The organism is Staphylococcus agnetis, assembly GCF_011466855.1.
GTDB classification, from domain to species: domain Bacteria; phylum Bacillota; class Bacilli; order Staphylococcales; family Staphylococcaceae; genus Staphylococcus; species Staphylococcus agnetis.
Genome location: NZ_CP045927.1, coordinates 637,951 through 660,560 on the forward strand (window position 1 = coordinate 637,951; position 22,610 = coordinate 660,560).

At 34.8% G+C, this 22,610-nt stretch carries 19 protein-coding genes; 12 read left to right on the forward strand and 7 right to left on the reverse strand.

Annotated features, from left to right (window positions below; genetic code table 11):
- Nucleotides 1-128 precede the first annotated feature (128 nt).
- On the reverse strand, nt 129-599 hold the full coding sequence (locus GJE18_RS03200) for a DUF2538 family protein (RefSeq protein ID WP_037565969.1): 471 nt from the start codon (nt 597-599) through the stop codon (nt 129-131).
- 17 nt (nt 600-616) lie between these two features.
- Nucleotides 617-1,837, reverse strand: a complete 1,221-nt coding sequence (locus tag GJE18_RS03205) for an LCP family protein (RefSeq protein ID WP_060550772.1) — start codon at nt 1,835-1,837, stop codon at nt 617-619.
- 295 nt (nt 1,838-2,132) lie between these two features.
- On the opposite strand from GJE18_RS03205, the gene GJE18_RS03210 reads away from it, so the two are divergent.
- The 12 genes from GJE18_RS03210 to GJE18_RS03265 all read left to right on the forward strand — a co-directional run bounded on the left by GJE18_RS03210 (nt 2,133) and on the right by GJE18_RS03265 (nt 17,471).
- The gene (locus tag GJE18_RS03210) at nt 2,133-3,776 is read left to right on the forward strand and encodes a phospho-sugar mutase (RefSeq protein ID WP_060550773.1); all 1,644 of its coding nucleotides are present in this window, start codon (nt 2,133-2,135) and stop codon (nt 3,774-3,776) included.
- Between the two features lie 541 nt (nt 3,777-4,317).
- Nucleotides 4,318-5,583 carry a nucleotide sugar dehydrogenase gene (locus GJE18_RS03215; RefSeq protein WP_060550774.1) on the forward strand — a complete coding sequence of 422 codons (1,266 nt, stop codon included), beginning with the start codon at nt 4,318-4,320 and terminating at the stop codon, nt 5,581-5,583.
- Between the two features lie 25 nt (nt 5,584-5,608).
- On the forward strand, nt 5,609-6,421 hold the full coding sequence (locus tag GJE18_RS03220) for an ABC transporter permease (protein WP_060550775.1): 813 nt from the start codon (nt 5,609-5,611) through the stop codon (nt 6,419-6,421).
- A 20-nt stretch (nt 6,422-6,441) separates the two neighbouring features.
- Complete coding sequence (locus tag GJE18_RS03225; protein ID WP_060550776.1) at nt 6,442-7,635, forward strand: glycosyltransferase family 4 protein; 1,194 nt, start codon at nt 6,442-6,444, stop codon at nt 7,633-7,635.
- Complete coding sequence (locus tag GJE18_RS03230) at nt 7,636-8,196, forward strand: hypothetical protein (RefSeq protein WP_060550777.1); 561 nt, start codon at nt 7,636-7,638, stop codon at nt 8,194-8,196.
- Entirely contained in the window at nt 8,193-10,748 is a 2,556-nt protein-coding gene (locus GJE18_RS03235; RefSeq protein ID WP_107368602.1) for a glycosyltransferase family 2 protein, read from the forward strand. The genes GJE18_RS03230 and GJE18_RS03235 overlap by 4 nt, the downstream gene beginning before the upstream one ends.
- On the forward strand, nt 10,748-11,884 hold the full coding sequence (locus GJE18_RS03240) for a glycosyltransferase family 4 protein (protein ID WP_060550779.1): 1,137 nt from the start codon (nt 10,748-10,750) through the stop codon (nt 11,882-11,884). Before GJE18_RS03235 ends, GJE18_RS03240 begins: the two co-directional genes overlap by 1 nt.
- Nucleotides 11,877-12,236, forward strand: coding sequence for a hypothetical protein (locus GJE18_RS03245; RefSeq protein ID WP_103345485.1), 360 nt, complete (start codon nt 11,877-11,879; stop codon nt 12,234-12,236). Before GJE18_RS03240 ends, GJE18_RS03245 begins: the two co-directional genes overlap by 8 nt.
- A 15-nt stretch (nt 12,237-12,251) precedes the next feature.
- Nucleotides 12,252-12,971 (forward strand): hypothetical protein, encoded by a 720-nt coding sequence (locus GJE18_RS03250; RefSeq protein WP_037565984.1) that lies wholly within the window; start codon nt 12,252-12,254, stop codon nt 12,969-12,971.
- Nucleotides 12,968-14,971: a hypothetical protein gene (locus tag GJE18_RS03255; protein ID WP_107368603.1), complete on the forward strand. Its 2,004-nt coding sequence runs from the start codon at nt 12,968-12,970 to the stop codon at nt 14,969-14,971. Before GJE18_RS03250 ends, GJE18_RS03255 begins: the two co-directional genes overlap by 4 nt.
- An 18-nt stretch (nt 14,972-14,989) precedes the next feature.
- Nucleotides 14,990-15,898, forward strand: coding sequence for an ABC transporter ATP-binding protein (locus tag GJE18_RS03260; protein ID WP_037565987.1), 909 nt, complete (start codon nt 14,990-14,992; stop codon nt 15,896-15,898).
- Nucleotides 15,899-16,121: 223 nt separating this feature from the next.
- Nucleotides 16,122-17,471, forward strand: a complete 1,350-nt coding sequence (locus GJE18_RS03265) for a glycosyltransferase (RefSeq protein WP_060550782.1) — start codon at nt 16,122-16,124, stop codon at nt 17,469-17,471.
- Nucleotides 17,472-17,678: 207 nt separating this feature from the next.
- Here the strand turns inward: GJE18_RS03265 and qoxD are convergent, their stop codons facing one another.
- From qoxD to GJE18_RS03290, 5 genes are all read right to left on the reverse strand, one after another.
- Nucleotides 17,679-17,969 (reverse strand): cytochrome aa3 quinol oxidase subunit IV, encoded by a 291-nt coding sequence (gene qoxD / locus GJE18_RS03270; protein WP_037565991.1) that lies wholly within the window; start codon nt 17,967-17,969, stop codon nt 17,679-17,681.
- A complete protein-coding gene (gene qoxC, locus GJE18_RS03275; RefSeq protein ID WP_060550783.1) occupies nt 17,966-18,571 on the reverse strand; it encodes a cytochrome aa3 quinol oxidase subunit III in 606 nt (201 codons plus the stop codon). Before qoxC ends, qoxD begins: the two co-directional genes overlap by 4 nt.
- Nucleotides 18,561-20,549 (reverse strand): cytochrome aa3 quinol oxidase subunit I, encoded by a 1,989-nt coding sequence (gene qoxB / locus GJE18_RS03280; protein ID WP_060552465.1) that lies wholly within the window; start codon nt 20,547-20,549, stop codon nt 18,561-18,563. Before qoxB ends, qoxC begins: the two co-directional genes overlap by 11 nt.
- A gap of 2 nt (nt 20,550-20,551) precedes the next feature.
- A complete protein-coding gene (gene qoxA / locus GJE18_RS03285; protein WP_037565993.1) occupies nt 20,552-21,643 on the reverse strand; it encodes a cytochrome aa3 quinol oxidase subunit II in 1,092 nt (363 codons plus the stop codon).
- Nucleotides 21,644-22,119: 476 nt separating this feature from the next.
- Nucleotides 22,120-22,458 carry an immunoglobulin-like domain-containing protein gene (locus tag GJE18_RS03290; RefSeq protein WP_037565995.1) on the reverse strand — a complete coding sequence of 113 codons (339 nt, stop codon included), beginning with the start codon at nt 22,456-22,458 and terminating at the stop codon, nt 22,120-22,122.
- Nucleotides 22,459-22,610: the final 152 nt, after the last annotated feature.

Below are 22,610 nucleotides of genomic sequence, written 5' to 3' on the forward strand. Positions count from 1 at the left end.
TAAAAGCATACAAACTCTTAGTGATATTGATACATTATATATAGTGGTGTAGCGTAAAATTTGAATTGATAACGCTACATTTTCGTGCATGTCATCGTGTTTAAAAATAATGGATTTTATTACATTGACTACTCTGCGTTTTGTCTTACTAAAGCAGTGTATTGCCAAAAAATACGCATTTGAACGAGATTCCAGTTGTTCATTCCCATTGTATATCCTGAAGGCTTGAAAATATTTACATCCGTTACTTCTAAAGCAGCAGCAACGAGATATTGGATAGGAACACTTAAATTTTGCATTTCTGGTGTTAAACCATTTTCATTATACACCCATGAAAATGGAAGCGGTGAATCAAACACATCGATGGCGTCGAAAATTTCAGGTAATGCAACAATATAACAAGCCGCATTAATAACCGGATTCACTTCGCTATCTGAATAATAAACGAGGAGGGCTTCATAATTTTCACGGTGGGCATGGTTTACGTAAAAGAGTTCAGAGCGAAAATGCGCCATATCTTTACTATGGATGATTTGTTGCTCCAACATTGTAAACATCCCATTAATTTGATTGATTTTTTCATATGTGTGTCGCGACATGTTGGATACCTCCTTTTTTAGTATACGGATTGCGTATTAGGGTCTTGGACATGAGCATTGTCTTGCGTATATGTTTGGTCTTGAACAGGGGCTTGAACGTCTTGTTGGTTTTGAGCAGGTGGTGTTTCAGAGGATTCAGGATCTTGCGAAACATTACTCTGCTGCGGTGAATTTGACTCCTCTGCATTTTTCTTAGTGTTTGGGTTCAATAAATGATCATCAATGTTAAGAAGGGGTGGGATTTCACCAAAAGCACGCTTCACGCGTTCTATTAGAAACTGTTGATGATCTTTTATAGGTTCTAAACCTAAATCGCTGCGCAATCGATTCGCTGTTTTAATTAATGCATCAATATCAGGATTAATATAATAGATGCCATTTAAAAGTTCATTTTCACCTTTTAACTGTTCTGTTTTAATTTCAGTATCACTAACAAGATAGTTGGTTGCGAGTGCACGTATTTCATCATACGATAAGTTATGTTGAGAATTGTTTCCTACAATTTTAATGATATCATCTAGTTTATGAAGAGATTGTGTCTCTTGTGCTTTTCGGAATAATATTTTTAAAACTTCCATTTGACGTTGGCCACGTTTTAAATCTGAATCTTGTTTACGTGTTCGCGTCACAGCAAGAACTTCTTCTCCGTTCAAAACTTGTTTCCCTTTTTTTATTTTAATTCGACCTTGATCTGTTCGGTTTGGCTCATTAAGATCATATGGGACATCGTATTCAATGCCGCCGAGTTCGTCGACAGTTTCAGCAAAAGCATCCATATTGATTCGTACATAATAATCGACAGGAATGTTTAATGCTTTTTCAACAGTGTCCATAGATGATTCTGGCCCACCGTAGGCATGTGCATGTGTAATTTTGTCGTAATAGCCTACTTTTGGAATGTAGCTTAAAGTGTCACGAGGTATACTTAACAAACGAATTTGATTTTTATCAGGATTTAATGTTGATAAAATCATTGCATCCGTACGTGACTGTTCGACACTTTGTCCATTCTCTCTACGTGCATCACTATCATCAATACCTAAAAATAGTATGGATACAGGTTCTTTAGATGGATTGACTTTATGTTGACGCATTACAGATTCTCTTCTATCTTGTTGCGAAAAAGAATCGTCAAAAGCATCTCTTGACGAATTAAATAAAATAAAAGCAAATATTGCAGGAACAATTACGAGTATAAGCACTAGCAAATACAGTACGTATTTGAAAACTTTATTCATTGTAAGTTGCTCCTATAAAAGTGTATTTTATCTCTATGATTCCTTATTGTATAGGAAAATATAATAGTCTTTCAATGATTTTAACACAATTGTGATAAAATAAGCGTTTACATCATGCTATGTTTATGAGTGCGGTACACCTAAACTCAAATCATGCGTGTGTATCTCGAGTGTGAAACATGTTTCGGGGTTAAAGTTAATTAAATATTGAGGATTGTTTCACAACATTTTTCTCCATCATGTATAATAATGATGTTGTAGTTTATTAAATTATAAATTAAGGATGGTGCACATTTTGAAGGCACAATGGATGTCACGTTTAGAAGAAAGTTTCGTTAAAAGCTTCTATGACCAGCAAAATGAGCAAGAACGTCAAGCCGCATTTGAAGATGCGTTAACTTTTGGTACTGCTGGCATTAGAAGTAAATTTGGGCTAGGGCCAGGTAGATTAAACAAATTTACAGTACGAAAAGTGGCATTAGGTTTAGCGCATTTCCTTCGACGTGATTTAGTAGAACCTTTAGTCGTAATTCACTATGATACACGCTATTTATCGGAAGCTTTTGCTAAAGAAATGGCTAAGGTATTAGCAACAGCGTCGATATATGTGATTGTGTCAAAAACTTATAAATCAACACCTGAATTATCATTTGCAGTAAGGCATTTAAATGCTGATGCAGGCATTATGATTACCGCAAGCCATAATCCTAGTGATTACAATGGCATTAAAGTGTACGGTCGTGAAGGGGGCCAATTATTGCCAGAAGCCTCTGAACTATTAAGCGCGTATATTAACGCTATTGACTCTCCTTTAAATATTGGTGTTGAATCTTTAGACCTTTTAAAAGAAAAAGGACGCATTCGTGACTTACCTCAATCGGTTACCGAAGACTATATCTCGCATGTAACAAAGCTTTATCAAGGTATTCAAGATCACGGTGCTCATGTACTGTTATCAAGTTTACATGGGACGAGTCTACCAATACTTGCACACATATTTAAACGTTTAAGTTTTGAAAATTTTTCAATTGATGAGGCACAATCGATCCCTGACGGCGGTTTTCCTACATGTAAAACTGCCAATCCTGAAGACCCTATAGCGTTTCAACATGCATTAAAATGTGCAGAAAAAGCCAATGCTAAACTGATAGTAGCCACGGATCCTGATGCAGACCGTTTTGGAATGATTGAACGCTATGACGATGGTTCACATTACTTTTTTAATGGCAATGAAATAGGCTTAATGTTAATGAAGTGGCGTGCCCAAGAATTGATGCATAATCATGATCATAAATATGTTGTTAAAACGATTGTCACAGGAGCAACAAGTGAGGCATTGGCACAAAAGCTAGGTTTAGAGTGCATAAATGTCTTAACAGGATTTAAATATATCTCAGACCAACTTCATCAACGTGCTACACACAATCAACAATTGGTGTTAGCCTATGAAGAAAGTCATGGTTATTTAATTCAAGATTTTTCCAGAGATAAAGATGCCATTCAATGCATTCCTTTATTGGTAAAGTATAAACAAGAGTTATATCGTGAAGGTCGAACACTTTATGATGCACTTCAAGAAATTTATAAAGAAGTAGGTCGTTTTGAAGATATGACCCTTTCACCTGTGTATGAAGGAAAAGAAGGTAAAGATAAAATTAGTGCACTGATGACACATTTTAGTAAATATCATGATACGCATTTATGTGGTTTAAAGATAAAGACGATAGAAAATTATCGCACGGCTACAACAACTTATGTTGAAACGGGGCAACAACAAAACATAACTTTGCCTATATCAAATGTGATTCGGTTTACTTTTGATGAAGGGTTTATTGCGCTTCGTCCATCAGGTACTGAACCTAAAATGAAAATCTATTTTTCCCTTAAAGTGGCCAATTTTGATCAAGTCGTTCAAACCTTTAAACAAACGTATTTATAACGCGACGTTTATGGGGAATATAACCCTAGCAATTCAAGCTTCTAACGTTATACAGTATGTCACCTAATGATGTTCACTTATAAGAATGTGACGTCACTGTATAAAGATTTAGAGCAGGAATGTGCTTATAAAAAAACTGTCAACGTAGTTGCGACTATTGTTGACAGTTTTTTATTTATACCAGTATTAGTAAAGTAAAAAAGGGTAGAAGGTGAATAGACAAGTACATCCGTATTTTAATTGCTGTTTGTATTTAATTGAAAATAATTACATTTAGAAAGGTTATATTTTAATTATTTATTATTTATTTTGGTGCGCATTAAGGTGTTTAAACGCATAGACAACTTAAAGTGGCGACGATATTTATTAAGAAAGTGTAAAAAATGTTAACTTAAATTTAATTTTAATGTAAGTTAGTGTAAAATTAAGGTAGAAATTAGCTTTAGGATTGAAATCGTGTCGGATTTAATTAAGAATTAATATAGGTTTAATATCTTTTAAGTCTAACGCATAATATTGATTAAACAAGAAGGTGTATGAAATGAAATTAACGACTGTCGGTTTAGGTTATATTGGGTTACCAACATCTATTATGTTCGCAAAACATGGTGTAGATGTTATTGGTGTTGATATTAATGAAAAAGCTGTAAATAGTTTAAATAATGGTCATATTCATATAGAGGAGCCAGGTCTACAAGAAGCTTATGAGGAGGTGTTGGCTACTGGTAAATTTAAAGCCTCACTCACACCTGAAGAAGCAGATGCATTTATCATCGCTGTGCCAACACCAAATAATGATGATGAATACGAATCTTGTGATATTTCCATTGTCATGAGCGCAACAAAAAGTATCGTACCATACCTGAAGAAAGGGAATACAGTCATCGTTGAATCAACAATTGCACCACGCACGATGGATGATCACGTAAAACCATATCTAGAACAACAAGGTTTTACGATCGGGGAAGATTTATATCTCGTGCATTGCCCAGAGCGTGTATTACCGGGGAAAATACTTGAAGAATTAATCAATAACAATCGTATTATCGGCGGTATAACACCTGCATGTATAGAGGCAGGTAAGCGTGTTTATAGTGCGTTTGTAAAAGGTGAAATGATCGAAACAGATGCGCGTACAGCTGAAATGAGTAAGTTAATGGAAAACACATATCGCGATTTAAACATTGCGTTAGCGAATGAACTTGCTAAAATCAGCAATAATTTAAACATCAATGTGCTTGATGTGATTGAGATGGCGAATAAGCATCCACGTGTCAATATTCATTTACCTGGACCAGGGGTAGGAGGACATTGTTTAGCGGTTGATCCATATTTCATTATTGCTAAAGATCCTGAGCATTCACCATTAATTCAAACAGGTCGTAAGGTGAACCGTTCTATGCCCAATTATGTTGTTGAAAAAACTAAGCACATGCTTGCCCAACTAAACGGTAAAAAGATTGCTGTATTTGGCTTAACGTATAAAGGGGACGTCGATGATATACGTGAATCACCGGCATTCGATATTTATGAAGTTTTACGTCAAGATTCGACTTTAGAGGTTGTGACATACGATCCACATGTGGCATTAGATTTTGTAGAAAAAGATTTTGAAAAAGCTGTGCAAAATGCTTCATTAGTTCTAGTACTTAGTGATCACTCAGAATTTAAACATTTAACGGATCAAGACTTTTCAGCTATGAAGGATAAAGTTATTTTCGATACGAAAAATGTGATGCAACACGACTTTGAATCCGTTCGTTACTACAATTACGGTAACTTATATGAATTTGATCAACAATCATAAGTCCATTTAGATAGTAGGTTATATTGTGAAAGCATTAATCATCATTCTAAGAGAACAAATTGAAAACTGGCAACAAATTTTGCAACTCGCTGTCTATAATATGAAAAGTCAATACTCAAATCATTACTTGGGTGTTTTTTGGAATATTTTACAACCGATGATGCAAGTCGGAGTCTATTATTTGATTTTTGGATTAGGGCTTAGAGGAGGGGGAGATCGCCTAGTAGATGGCGCTCCCTTTATTGTGCATTTAATATCTGGTTTATTTCCGTGGTTATTTATATCGCAAAGTATTAATTCAGGTGCAAATGCAATTCAATCCAATTTAAGTCTCGTTACAAAGATGAAGTTCCCATCGTCTGTGTTGTTATCTATTTCTTTTACCAATACATTATTTAATCTACTCTTTATGACGAGTATTTTATTTGTCGTATCGGTATTACATGGATATGTGCCGTTTTGGAAGTATAGTCTTTTTATTTATTTTATTATTGCGGCATTCCCTGCCATTTTTGGCATTTCACTCTTGATGAGCTCGTTAGTTATAGTGATACGAGATACAAAAAATGTACTTCAAAATGTTTTGAGACTTGGCTTTTTTATGACGCCTATATTTTGGGGGCTTAGTTCAGCTCAGCCTATATTACAAACGATAGCGCGACTCAATCCATTTACGTATTTAGTTGAAATATATAGAAGCGCTTTTGTACATCATAGCCCGATGTTGTATGGGGCAGCGGCTGACCATTTTTATTATTGGTCATTCACGTTACTCGTTTTAACTTTAGGTGCATTAGTACACCATCGTTTTAAAGATCGCTTATTAGATTTCCTATAATATGGAAGAAAGGACTCATTATGAAAGGTAAAATTTTATTAATCAGTCAAAATTTTTATCCTGAATTGGGTTCGGCAGCCAATCGTATGAAACAACTATATAAACAATTTGATAAAGCTGGATATGAACCTTTAATTGTTACGACGGAACCTTCCTATCCCAATCATGCACTATTTGAAGATGATGCCTATTATGATGATTCAGAATTGAATGCATTAGAAGGGTACCGTATTATCAGAATTCGCATGCATTGCCAAAAGCAACATTCTGACTTAGTACATCGTCTATTTTATTATATTGAACTTATGATAAAAGTACGTATGTATATTGGGAAACTTGGTGACTATGCAAATGTATATGTCTCTAGCCCAAATATCTTCTTAGCATGGGCAACACTTTTTTTCAAACGCAATAAAAAGGCAAAATATTTTTTAGAAATACGAGATTTATGGCCGGATAGTTTTTTATGTTTGAAGAAAATAAAAGTTAAATTTCTACTCCCTTTACTAAAATGGTTAGAAAAACAAATGTATCAACAAGCTGATGAAATCGTTGTTAACAATCCATATTTTCAATCATATATCAATGCAATGTTGAATGAAAATCGAGAAATGGTCTATTTACCGAACGCTGTATCTCAAACAGAATGCTTAAATCCGATTAAGGAAACGATGTTTTCTGTAGTTTATACAGGTAATATCGGCTATGCCCAAAATGTTGACCAATTGATCGACATTGCGCGTGGATTAAATCAAAAAGGCATCCATATGACAGCCATTATTTACGGAGTGCAAGCAGATGTATTTAGAGAAGCTGTTAAGCGTGAGCATTTGTCAACAATACATTTAGTTCCGCCAATGAAAAGAGACGCCTGTTTAAAAGCGATTTCAAAGCATCATGTCTCTCTGTCTATATTAGAGCCGAGTGACGTGTTTATGAATGTGATGCCAGGTAAAATCGTAGACAGTATCTGTTCTGGTACACCAGTGGTAAGTAATGTAGGCGGCTATACAGGCGAACTGATAAATAGCCAACAATTAGGTTTTGCCAAAGCAGGAGCCTCTACCACAGAGATTATTGATTATATCGAGCAAATTAAAATGAATCCAGAGTTATTAGATTACATCATCTCTCAAACTAAAAACTTAAGAGATAAACAGTTCATTTGGGAAAATAACTTTCCTAGACTTACTGGAAAATTAAGAGGTGTTTAAATGGATGTTGAAATTAAAACTTTTTTAGAATCATTGTCTTATACGCACTGTTACGTTCATATCAATACTCCGGTTTTAAATGGATATAGAGATGAAGCATTGGAGGATGAAATTCGATTACATCAGCATCCGACTTATGCCCAAGTATTATATGAACAAGATGATATGCTTGCGCTCCATATTCAGGAACAACGTATTTTTGTGCCGAAATCTGCAGTTGCTCTTATGCTATTTGAAGATTATGATTTTAAATTAAGCCAGTTCACGATTATTCAATTTGAAAAGCCTACAGTACGTTTTGATAGCAAAACGAAAGCAACGACACCCATACATATAGATTGTCATTGGAAATACATTGCAAAACATTTATACATAACGCAACAATTACACAACCAACATCAACAACTAGCTGTAAAAAAACTGCTTGGAGATAACATCAAAAAACGAGGTCAAATTGCACAATTAATTGAAACGAAAGATACAATATTGAATCGTTATTTGAAACTTAGAGAATCTAGGCTCGGACGTATCCAAATTAAACTATGGGAGAGACGTTCATGAACTTAAATACAATTAAAGATATCTTGTTTGGTAAACCTAAACCTTTTCAAATGACGCGTGAAACAATTATTCATGATAACGCAGAATTAAATACTTTAAAACACATTTCAGAAAGCATGAATCAATGTCCAGATAAGGCAATTTATGATATTAATAACGCCTCATTTTTAAACATGTATATTGATTATATTCAAGCTTTTCACCAATACGGTAAAGGTCAGCGAGAAGCTTCATTTGAAACACCTCAAGATATGGAATTAGATGCTTATTTATATCAAAAGCTAGATTTAAAAGTAGGTATTATAGCAGACACATTCTTATACGATGCATTAAAAGGGGTGTGTCATCTCACATATTTAAATGATGAATTCATTGATGACGCTTATGATTTAATTATTGTCGCTTCAACTTGGAAAGGCATAGATGGTTATTGGGATGGTGTGACCAATCCCAATAGAGAGAAGTTTGCTGAATTACAAAAACTCATTCATTATTATCAATCTAAAAACATCCCTGTGATCTTTTTCAATAAAGAAGATCCCGTTAATTTTGATGTGTTTTTACCGCATGCACAATTGGCAGATGTCATTGTAACGACTGAAGCAGCGTTAATACCGACATACCAGAAACACGTCAATCATCAACGTGTGTATCATTTGAAATTTCCGATTAACTTACGACAACATAATTCAGTGGGTATTGAATCGTCATTAAACACAAAAGAGGTTGTTTTTGCCGGCTCATGGATTGAAAAGTATACTGAACGCAATCAAGATGCCAGGGTAATTTTTAATGGTATTCTTAAGAGTGCATATGATTTAACAATTTACGACCGTAACTTATGGTTGAATCAACTTAAATACCAATTCCCGGCAGAATTTATTTCAAATATCGCTGCGCCATTATCACATGATTACACTATGATGATGCATAAAAAACATCCGTTTGCGATTAACCTTAATACGATTAAATATTCAACAACAATGTGTGCCAATCGTATTTTTGAACTACAAGGAATGTCGAATTTTATATTTTCAAATTACAACACATTTATCAATGCAGAGATGCCACAAGTACAAATCATCTTTGATGAAAAAGATGTGGCAGCCACTTTAAATTTAGACACTGCATTATTACAACGCGCTCGTAAAATTGGTGAGCACCAGGTTGTGAAACACTATAATCAATTTGAATGGTTAAAACAAATTGCACAATGGTGTGACCTCACTTGTAAACCGACGCAATGGCCGCAAATATCAGTGATTATAGATGCTGAAGATAAACGTGCACATCAAATGTTTGCACAACAATACTATCCAAATAAAGTGTGTGTTCATGACATAGATGATGTTAAAACGCCATTTTACACATATTTTGAAGGAACACAAGATTATCAACCAGAATATTTAGATAACTTAGTGTTACCTTTAGCATTCACGAATACATCATTTATTACGAAATCATCACAAGGTAATCAATATGTTTCAAAGTATGAGCATAAAGCACATACTTTATTTAAAAGAGATACAGCAATGCATGAAGGCTATGCACAAGATATGACGTTTTTGAACCAAGCGCCAAAATCATTAACGTATTCAGAACCAGTATTGAGTGTCATTGTTCCTATTTATAATAATGGGGCGCATCTTGAACATAAAGCATTAAGATCAATCATACGTAATCCCCAATTTCATCAATTTGAAGTCATTTTAGTGGATGATGGATCGACAGATCTTTTGACTCGAAATACAATCGCACGTTATGAAAAATGGTATGACAATATTAAAGTAGTCACTCTAGAAGCCGCTTCAGGCAGTGCTTCAACACCAAGGAACATTGGAATGACCCATGCACGTGCGCCATACATGACTTTCCTCGATCCAGATAATGAGTGGGTTGGAGAGGGCATCAACCAACTTTTAGATGCGATTCAAGCAGATGATAATTTGGACGTCGTGGTAGGGAATATGATTAAAGTAGACAATGAGAAAACGCGAGTTCATGCATATTATCAACAATTTGTTAATACGATGCACCAGGATATGACACAGGATACTGTGACATTACTTAAGCAATCTAAACTTAAGACTGCAAGCATTCAAGCGTTAGTGGCACGAACGTCATTTATTCGTCAGCATGGCATTCAAATGGTTGCAGGAGCACTCGGCCAGGATTCATTATTTTTTCTTAATGTGATGCACTTTGCGCGTAAAGTAAAAGTCGTTGATGCAATCATTCATACGTATTACGCAGCAATAGCACAATCTATGACAAATTCAATTTCAGCATCATTTTTTAAGAAGTATTACAAGCTAGAAATAGAAAAAATTAAATTTTTAAAACAGCATGGTTATTTAGAGACGTATATGCAATATCGTTTTAATTTTTATATGAAACATTGGTATATCGCACGTATCAATCGTGCATCTTACGTCGACAAGCCAGTGGTAGTAGCATTTTTAGATATTTATCACTTATATGATTCAATGAAACGACCAGATGATGATGAACTGAAATCAGCAATAAAAAAGTTACAAAGCGAGGTTAAATGATGGGTTATTTATTAGTTACAAATGCGTATCCCAACAAAGATAAAATTTACGCTAATGCTTTTATTCATAGAAGAGTGAAAGGGTATCAACAACATGGTTTAGATATCACTATCGTTGTTTTTACAACTAAGATTAAACGTGATGAATATTATGATGGTGTGAAAATAATGTATATGAATGAAGCACAATTATACAACCACCTATTATATAACCAATATGACAAACTATTATTTCATTTTATTAATTATAAAATGTTTCAAGCGATTGAACGCCTAGAACACAAACCTAAGGTGGCAGTATGGATACATGGTTTTGAGGCAGAAGCTTGGTACACAAGATATTACAATTATTTAGCATCCGCGAAAACGCTAAATGAACAATTAAGAAAAAAAGATGCACATTATCCGTATCAACGTGCATTTTTTGAAAAATTAATGACACGCCAAGATATGAATGTTCAGTTTGTATATGTTTCGAGAGGTTTGAAAGAATATTACGTCGATCCATTTGTAGGCGTTTCACCTCAAACGTACAAAATAATACCAAATATTATTGATAAGCATATGTTTCCGTATAAAGAGAAAAATGAGGATGCGCGTTTTCACATTTTATCGATTCGACCTTATACGGCTAAAAACTATGCTAACGATTTAACGGTGGAAGTTATCTTAAAACTTTCTCAAAAGAAATGGTTTAAAAAACTACAATTCTCATTGTATGGCGATGGACCTTTATTTGATACGTTGACGGCGCCATTGCGGAATTTTAATAATGTGAGTTTAAATAAAATGTTTGTACCGCAACATGAAATTTCAGGCTTGCATGCACATCACGGTATTTACCTTGGTCCGAGCCGACATGATTCACAAGGGGTGTCACTCAATGAAGCAATGAGTTCGGGTTTAGTACCTATTTCAAATGCGATTGGTGGTATACCAGATTTTGTAGAACATGGTGTTTCAGGATTTCTAGCTGAACGCAATAACGTTGACCAAATGGTTGAAGCGATTACTTATTTAGTGGAAAATCCAACACAATTTAAAAAAATGAGTCGCGCTGCTTCTTCTAAGATTCAAGCATTAACTGGCAATGATATTGTCATCCAAAAAGAGTTAGAGGTGATTTTAAATGACTAATGTTGATTATAAAAAAGCATATGAATATTTAGAGAGTCAACTAGAGGACATAATGCTAGAGACGTCTATTTTATTAGACCATAATCCAGCTACTTTAAGAATTGATGAAATCATAGCGGATCAAACTGAAGAAGGAAAGGTTACGATTACCATTTGTAGTTCAGGTGAACAGATGAAATATGCATTATACATTTATAAGAAAGGGCAATCGATTCCCGAAGAAAAATTAATGTATCAAGCGCAAAATGTATTTCAACTGTCATTAGAACCAGGAAAATATAGAATTAAAGCTTTTGTGCAACAAAATAACACACAAAAAGTAGCGGAAACCAAAGAGATAAAAGTCTTTTAAGAGAGGAGGATCGACTTGGTCAATAATGAATTTATCATTTCTAAACATTTATCAAAAGGGGAAAAAGTATTAGATGTGTGGTTTAAAAGTAGTGAAAATGATGTCGAACTATTAAAACGCGTTGTCAATCACATGCCACACTTACAAAAGGTTAACTTTTATTTTGATGAAACCATCAATCATGTACAAATGATGATTTATCAAGAAATTGTAAATCATCTAAAAAGCCATGTAACAGTTAAACTTATTTTTCAATCCCTCCATGTGCAATTTGAACATGTAGAAGCTATCATTGGAAAACTTATAAATGACTATACAATAAATATTTACTATTATAGTAAAGGCGCATTGCATATCGAATTTTTTGGCAATGATATCGTCCCATTTGACAATAAGCATAATCGCTATTTGTATGAGCAACTTAAATCAGAATTTAGAGAAGCACGTGAGCGTCCAGTGATGAATGATATGCGTTTGAAGCAAGAGTTACTGACAGTTAAAAACGACTATGACGATCTTTATCAAACGTATTTGGCAACACATAAACGTATGCAGTATGCATTTCGTGAATTACATAAATTTAAAAGAAGTGCTTGGAAATACAAGAAAAAGTATTTAGACAATGAAATTTTCATTAATAATATGGAGCGTATTGCGTATTATAAGAAAAAAGTCAATAAACGCAATATATATAAATTAGTCAAATTGATGTTGAAAAGGGTGAGAGTAAGATGAATGTGCAGGAAGAAACATATAGTCCCGAACAATTAGAAGCAATGCAGAAACCTAAACGTAGACAAGCGCATACGTTCATTAATGAAGCATTGAAATCCATCCAATCATTTCAACCACACCATCTTCAAAAAGGTATCAGTTATATATTGTTTTTAGATGAATGCGACATTCAATTTCTACAACCCATAGTGGACCAATTTGAGCAAGTCATTGTCGTTTTTGAAACACAGGATGCGTTGGCTGAGTTTGTACGTTCACCATTAAAAGATGAACAGCATGTGTTTTACTATTTTGATGATAGGGCATTCCAATACTCATTTAAATTTGTGACACAACGTATTAATCAATCGCATTGTTGTTTTTATTTTAAAAACGACGCACGCATTGAAACGCGAATTAAAACGGAACAATTAGCACAATCTGTTGTGTATGGTGCGGGTAGTCAAAAAATATATCCTACCTACATGATAAAAAAATTAAATTTACATTATCGCCTACATCAATATATGCGTCATTATATCGATGAAGTCGTGAATCATACGTATCATGTATCTTATGCGATTAAGGGGCACCATAATGAGGTGCAGAAAGTGCCTAAAATACAATCATCTAACGATGTCATCCAAGCACTTGAAACGATTAAAGCAATATATAATGAAACGATGATGATGCATTCAAATGTGATGCAAAAACCTGAAGCGAATATACTTATAGAAGGTATCCGTCATTATTTAGATCAGCAAGATAAAGTGACACGCGACAAACTCTATGCCTATATCTATCAATCAATGGATCAATTTAATTATCATTTGTTAAATAAAGATAAAGCAGAAACGTTAGTAATTGCCTATTGTTTCCCACCATATATTGATACGAGTGGCAACGTGATGGCAAAGCGTATTCGTGATAAAAACGAAATTGTGGATGTGATATCTAACAATATGGCACGTCTACGTCAAACGGATGAAAAATTAACATCACTCTCGCATCATCTTATTGATCGTCACTACCAATTAGAAGCTAAGCAAGCATTCTCTAGTTGGGAAAGTATTAGCGGATTTGTTGAACAAGGCTTAGAGGTTTTACAACAAAACTCTAAAATATATCAGCATTTATATTCACGTGCAATGTTTCCCCAATCGCACTTTTTAGCTTATGAAATCAAACAAAAGTACCCAGATATATTTTGGCGTGCGGAATTTTCGGATCCGTTGCATTCCACAGTGACGAGTGATTTGCGGTTTGCGCCGATTGAGGATACTCAGTATATTGAGACAATTAAATCTCAACTTAAACCAGAACTTAAAGCGTTGGTTGATGATAATGTGTTCAATGTATGTGAACTGTTAGCTTTATCTGATGCAAACGAACTTATCTTTACAAACGAAAATCAATTAGAATATATGATTGCGCGTTTTGACGATACGTTAAAACATTCTATTCGTCAAAGAGCAGTAATTTCACGCCATCCTATCCCTTTAAAATCAGACTATCGTAAAGAAATGACGCATTACACTGTTGATCCAGATATCATTAATTTAGGCTATTTCGGTAATTTTTATGAAACACGTGGTTTTAACGAAATAGAATTAGTTTGTAAATATTTAGAAGCGAAAGGTGAAACGAATTTCAAAATTCATTGTTTTACAAATGTGAAAGGAAATGTCAAAGCACTGCATCGTAACAGTGATTTCAATGATTATATCGTCTTACATTCTTTAGTCGGTTATTTTGAATTCTTAAACATTACTACACTTTTAGATGGACTATTATTATTTGATGCACATACTAAAGGCATTAAATCTATTAATCCGTACATTCCTTCAAAATTAAGTGACTATAAAGGAAGCGGTAAAGCGATATGGGCATTTACTGAAGAAAAGAGTATTATGGATCAAGATGAAGATATCATACGTACGCATCTGGAAGATTTTGAACATTATATCGATGGGTTTAATCGTATAAAAAACAATGTAGCACGTTTTAACTCGGAAAAATAACATAAACAAGGTGATGACATGACGTACAAAGTTAAAGTAGACCATGTATCGAAAATTTATGATTTGAATAACAATAAATTAAGTAAAATCATTTCACTCTTATCATTTGGATATTTTTATAAGCCGAAGCCTTATTATGCGTTATATGATATTTCTTTTGAAGTTGAAGAAGGGACATCAGTGGGCTTAATAGGTTTGAATGGTTCAGGTAAATCGACACTTTCCAATATCCTGGCTGAAGTGTTAATGCCTTCAAGAGGATCTGTGGATATTAATGGGAAATCATCACTTATTGCAATATCAGCAGGGTTAAAAAATGATTTTACAGGTGAAGAAAACATTCGATATAAATGTTTAATGCATGGGATGTCATCCAAAGAGATTAATGATGTATTTGATGATATTGTGGCGTTTTCAGAGTTAGATGAGTTTATCTATCAACCTATCAAAAGTTATTCTAGCGGTATGAAAGCACGTTTAGGATTTTCTATTGCGATTCATACCAATCCTGATGTATTAATTGTCGATGAAGCGTTGTCAGTCGGGGATGAAACATTTGCGAATAAATGTATTTCAAAAATGAAAGATTTACAACAACAAGGTAAAACAATATTTTTTGTCTCACACTCAGCAGCGCAAATTAAAAATATGTGTGATAAAGCCATATGGATACATTATGGTGAAATGATTGAGTATGGTGAAGTCAACCACGTTGTGAATCGTTATAATACATTAATTCGTGGATTTAAAGCACGCGATAAACAAGGTCAATTAGCATATAAAAAGAAAATGCTGCGTTTACAACAACAGCGCAGCGATACCATTGATGAGTCTCAATTAGAAAAAGTACATTGGACTACATTTATTCCTGTTTTTGCGAGTTTAGGTTTATTTATTGCAGGGATATTTTGGCAGATTGTAAGTTAAGCAATTTATAAAATTACGATTGTTTAGAAATGATTAGTAGGTAGGGGATGAATACAGCAATTGTATGTATCATTACTAATGCTGTGCAATGAATGCCTTATCACACGAAAAACTATTGATAGAATTTAAATAATGAGCATGCGTATGAAACATCGTAACAGTGATATGTTTCATAATTTATATGTAATGTCAGAATATAAATCAATACATAGGAGGGGTGTATATGAAAAAAGTAGGCATGTTTGTTTGGAACCATTTTACAAATGATGCCCGTGTCAATCGTGAATGTACAACGCTGGCAGAGGCGGGATTTGATGTGGATTTAATTGCCATCAATGATCCTAAAAATCCAGCCATTCAGGCTTTTGAAAAAATGAATGAGCGGTTTCGTGTCCATCGTGTAAAACGATACCCGGCGTTGCTTCAAGCATATTCTGATTTTGGAAAACCCTTTATACTTGTAGTAGGAGGGATTGCTTCAACCATCGCAATAGGATTATATTTCGTTAATGTTATGGTTTTAACGAGTTATCTGATTATGCTTTTAGCGAGCGCAATAGTAATGAAACAACGTAAAGCGAGAAAAATTTTTATTAATAGTGCCATCATTGCACGCATGATTGTTAAAGGGTACATGACTAAAGCGGATATCTACCATTCGAATGATTTGAACACATTACCGCAAGGCATTATATGTGCAAAATTGCGTTTGAAACCTAAACCACTCGTATATGATAGTCATGAAGTACAATCCGATCGTACTGGGTATGATAAAAGAAAAATTAAAATGATTGAACGTTTTCTTTTACGCTTTGTTGATGAAATGATGGTTGAAAATCATACGCGTGCAAAGCACAATGAAAAGCTTTATGGCTTTTATCCTCAAACACTTTACAATTATTCGGAACTCTATGATATTAATACGCGACCAAAAGTGAATCTACATCAGAAATTAGGGCTTTCAGAAAATGAGAAGATTTTACTTTACCAAGGTGGATTACAACAAGGAAGAGGATTAGAAAAGCTTATTGATGCGATGCCTCTGATTAAAGAAGGGGTACTTGTTTTTATAGGTGCAGGCAAATTAACAGCACAATTAAAAGAACAAGCGAAACAATCATCTGAAAAAGAACGTATTTTCTTTCTTGAAAAAGTACCATTCCAAGAATTACCTAGTATTACGAGAGAAGCGTATTTAGGTTTTCAAGTTTTACAAAATGTGTGTTTTAATCACTATTCAGCGAGCTCAAATAAATTATTTGAATACATGATGGCACATGTGCCTGTAGTAAGTTGTGATTTCCCAGAAATCGCAAAAGTCGTCAATGAACAAGAGGTAGGCATTGCCATAGATGCACACGACCATCACAATATTGCATATGCAGTCAATGAATTGCTTACAAATCAAGCATTATATGAACATGTTAAAGCCAATACGCAAAAAGCTAAAATGATTTATAACTGGCAAAATGAAAAAGGAAAATTGTTAGCACTCTATGAACGTATCGAAATGAAAGCAACATTTTTAGGCAAATTAAAACAACAAATACGTCGAGAAGAAGCAAAATCATAAGATGTAATATAACTTGATGTAGAAAGCGTGTTAAGAAATAGTAAAGCCATCTCAATGTGTAACGAATACAATGAGATGGCTCTTATAATGCGCTTTAAAATAGGGGGAATGGACTTAGCACTCATGATTAAGCATTATCTAATATAACCTATTCCAAAGAAAAGAGGCCTACACCAATGTGTAAGCCTCTTTTTATATGCTTTTATTTTATAAGTGAGAACCGTGTCCACCTTGCATAACCCAGAATGTACCAATAACGATACATAATGTAATGATGATTGCGAAGATAACTTTTGCAAGTTGTACGCGTCCATCTTTACCTTCAGTTAAGTGCATGAACATTAAGAGTTGTAAAAATGCTTGGATAAAAGCAAATCCAAATATGATAGTTACTTTTGCTTCAAAAGACAATGATGTGTAAAGAGTTACGAAAACTGCTAGTAACGTTAGAATGATTGAGGCAATAAAGCCTATTGTATGTTTGACTACTGTACTCATCCGCTAAACACCATCCCTATCATGTATACGGCAGTGAAGATGAAGATCCATACAACATCTAAGAAATGCCAGTATAAACTTACAATGAAAATTTTAGGTGCATTGTATTTATTAAGTCCGCGCATTGCAACTTGGATTAATAAACAGATTATCCAGAAGATACCTAGTGTAACGTGAGCACCGTGTGTTCCTAATAGTAAGAAGAAACTAGACCAATATGATCCTGCTTGCGGTACTGCACCTTCATGTGCGTAGTGCGCGAATTCAAAAATCTCAAATCCAACGAATCCTACACCAAGAAGTACTGTAATCGCCATCCAGACCATAAATAATGTTTTCTTTTCTTTACGCATGTAGTAAATTGCAATCCCACATGTATAAGAACTTGCTAAAAGCAAGAATGTCATAATTAAAACAAGCGGTAACTCGAATAAATCTGTAGTCATCATGCCACCGTATCCGCCACCATGTTGTAGCGTTAACAGTGTTGCGAAAAGTGTACCAAAAAGGGCAAATTCAGCTGTAAGGAAGATCCAGAAACCGAGTTTATTTAATTCACCTTCATGCGTACGTGCATCAATAGTATCAACCTTATGACTCATGATTCATAGCCTCCCTTTCTTTTTGGCGTGCTCTTCTTAAGCGCGCTTCGTTTTCTGCAACTTCACTTGCAGGGATGTAATAACCATGATCTTGTTGGAAACTTCTCCAAATCATTAAACCAAAAATACCTAATAAACTTAAGATAGCAGGTAAGATTGTTTCGAATACTAAGAAGAATCCACCGATAAAGAATAGGATACCCATCCAGAAACCAATATGCGTGTTATTTGGCATATGAATATCTTTGTAATCGTGATCATCTAAATAATGACGACCTTGTGCTTTCATCTCAACGAATGAATCTAAGTCATCCCAATGAGGTGTTTTCGCAAAGTTGTAATGTGGTGGGATTGCAGAAGCTGTAGACCATTCAAGTCCACGACCTAAGCCGCCCCAGTTGTCGCCAGTAGCTTCACGTGGTGCTTTTAAGTGACTGTATACGATGTTACCAACAAAAATCAAGAATGCGATAGACATCATTGCTGCACCAATTGAAGAAATAACGTTAAGTAAGAACCAACCATCTTCTGGTAAATATTTGTATAAACGACGTGGCATACCATCTAAACCTAAAACGAATTGAGGTAAGAATGTCACGTTGAAACCAATCATAAAGATCCAGAAGAACCATTTGTTTGGTTTCTCGAATAATTTGTATCCCATTGCTTTTGGATACCAGAAAATCATAGCTGCAAAACATGCAAATACAACACCAGCAACAATTGTATAGTGGAAGTGTGCCACTAAGAAGTATGTGTTGTGATATTGGAAGTCAGCAGATGCCATTGCAAGCATAACACCTGTAACCCCACCAATTGTAAAGTTAGGAATAAATGCTAATGAGAATAGCATTGGTGATTCAAATGTAATACGACCTTGGTAAAGTGTAAATAACCAGTTGAAGATTTTTACACCTGTAGGTACAGCAATCAACATTGTAGTGATTGAGAAGAATGAGTTCACTAATGCACCATTACCCATTGTGTAGAAATGGTGAACCCAAACGATGAAACTCAAAAATGCGATACCAGCTGTTGCCCACACCATACTTTGGTGACCGAACAAACGTTTACGAGCAAACGTTGGAATGATTTCAGAGTAGATACCAAATGCTGGCAATACTAAGATGTATACCTCAGGGTGCCCCCATACCCAGAAGAAGTTCGCCCAAAGCATTGGCATACCGCCGCCTGCAACGGTAAAGAATGAAAAGTCAAAGACTCTGTCTACAGTCATTAATGCAAGTGCTACTGTTAATACAGGGAATGCTAAGATGATGATTAACATTGTGATGAATGTTGTAACAACAAACATTGGCATTTGCATAAACGTCATACTTGGTGTTTTAAGTTTAATGATTGTAACAAAGAAGTTAATACCCGTTGCTAAAGTACCAATACCAGAGATTTGGATAGCAATTAAATAGTAGTTAACCCCAGGTCCAGGACTGAATTCACCAGCAAGTGGTGCATAGTTAGTCCAACCTGCAGCAGGTGAACCACCGATAATAAATGAAATGTTGAATAGTAGCATACCGGCAACGAACAACCAGAAACTAATGTTGTTAAGAAGTGGGAATGCAACGTCACGCGCACCTATTTGTAATGGAATGATAATGTTCATTAAACCAATTACAAGTGGCATCGCCATGAAGATAATCATGATAACACCGTGCGTTGTGAAGATTTCATTATAGTGATTTGATTCTAAGAATGGATTGTTCGGTACTGTTAATTGAATACGTAAAAGGATAGCATCTATACCACCACGTACAAACATTAAAACAGCACAAATCAAGTACATTAAACCAATTTTCTTGTGGTCGACTGACATGAACCATTCCTTGTATAAGTATCCCCAAAGCTTAAAGTATGTTAGGGCAGCGATGACACCAATTACTAAGAATGGTGCACCAATTTGAGCCATTGTGATCATCCAGTTCCCATTTACGATAAGCTCATGCCATGGAAAGTCCATCATTAATGTCCACCTCCACTTTTATCGTTTGATTCTGTTTTAGCACCTTTATGCATAGATTCCATTTCATCCATGTTGTGCTTTTCTTTTTTAATGAACTCATTATCGTATGGATCGCTATTACCTAAAATAACAGCTTTCATACCATGACGTTCATAGTTTGGATTTGAGATTTGTGGTTTACGTGCTGGCTTATTAGGTTCGCTTAGAACGCCTTCTTTATCATCATAGAAGTTTGGATCTTTAGGTGTGTAGTTAAAACGTTTGTAAGCATAAAAAATGTATTCAGGATCAGCTGCAGGATCCACGAATGCCATATGCGTTCCACTAAATGTTAATTCTTTGTTTGGTGTGATAGGTAAAAGTTGTTTATCAAAAGTATCTTGATCGATTTCTTTTTTAGATTTAGCTTCTTTTACCCATTTGTCATAATCGCTTTGACTAACTGCACGAACATTAAATGTGTGGCGAGAGAAGCCTTCACCATTAAAGTTCGAGTTACGGCCACGGTAAGTACCTTCTTCATTAGCTTGGTACGTCCATTGCATTGTCATACCAGTCATGGCATATTTTTGGCCCCCAAGTTGAGGTACCCAGAAACTTGTCATAGTATCCATAGCTTGAAGCTTGAATGTGACAGGACGGTTAGTTGGAATTGTAATGTGGTTAACCGTTTCAATTTTTTCTTCTGGATAAGCGAAGAACCATTTGTAACCACCACTCACTGCATAAATGACCATTGGTTCATCTTTAGCTTTTGGTGGTTCTTCATATTCATAAAGTGACTTAACTGTTGGAATCATTAATGCAATTAAGATAACTACAGGAATGATAAACCAAATAGACTCAAGTAACACACTATGATGTACCTTGCCAGATTCACTCGTTTTGTTGTAACGATATTTAAATGTGAAAATAGCAAATAAAATAAGTACGACAGCAACAATGGCAACCATAAAGATAATTGAATAGATGATTAAAAATCTTTGGTCACTCGCCATTGGCCCTTTTGCGTTTAAAACTTCTACATCAGAACAGCCCGTAAGCAAAATCAGTGTTCCGAATGCAAGAAGCAAAGACTTTAATTTTGACACTTTTTTGACCTCCTAATACTACAATTGTAGGGCTTACATTAATTTTAAAATAATATGTGATATTTACAAGAGCCTTTTTAGAAATTTGTCTAAATTAATTTGTTGGAGGCCTTGCGACTCTAACACTGACAAGGGTTAGCGCCTTTATGAAAATAATGTGTACATTTTGTGAAATGTGTTATCTTTATAGGAATTCGCTTAAAAACCTACTATAATAGGCTTTTTTTAACGTTTTGAAATTATATTTTCATATTAAAGAAGGGGAAATTGAATGTTGATTGTAGGGAAAATACCGATTTATTTTTAGGAGTGTAAACGCGTACAATAGGAGGTAGATAAGGGCAAATGCTTCTCAATAGGAATGAGGGGTGTAGAAACATTACCCGAAATCGTATCAATATGAAAGAGGCGATGTTATGGATGAAATTATATTTGCATAACATCGCACAAACAAACTTTCATGAAAAATATACGATTTAATCAGCAGCTGGTGCATCAATAACTTCTATGACACGATGTGTTGTTTCGATTGCACCATCAGAATCTGCAACTTTATATTCTAATTGATATGTACCTGCTTTTGATGTATCAATATGACCGTTTACTTTAATTTGATCAGTGAGGTCGCCATCCTCGGCGTCATAAGCTTTAACACCTTCGAGGGGATTGTAGTGTGTACCAAGCGTGATTTTAGTATTTGACGTTCCTTTAATAGAAGGAACATGGTTTGTAGTCGCTTCAGCATTAAGATTAGGTGTAACGAGTGTAGCTGATACGCCTAACGCAGATAATGAATGTAGTAATTTTTGGTTCATTGGCTATAGCCTCCATAAGATTCAATACACGTTCATTATACCTGTTTCTTGAAGCCTAAAACATCAAACTTTAGAACTAAAATTTTTAAAATAATGTAAATGTCATAGATACGTCACTTAATGCGTGCTTATGCTACATATGAATAGGGAAT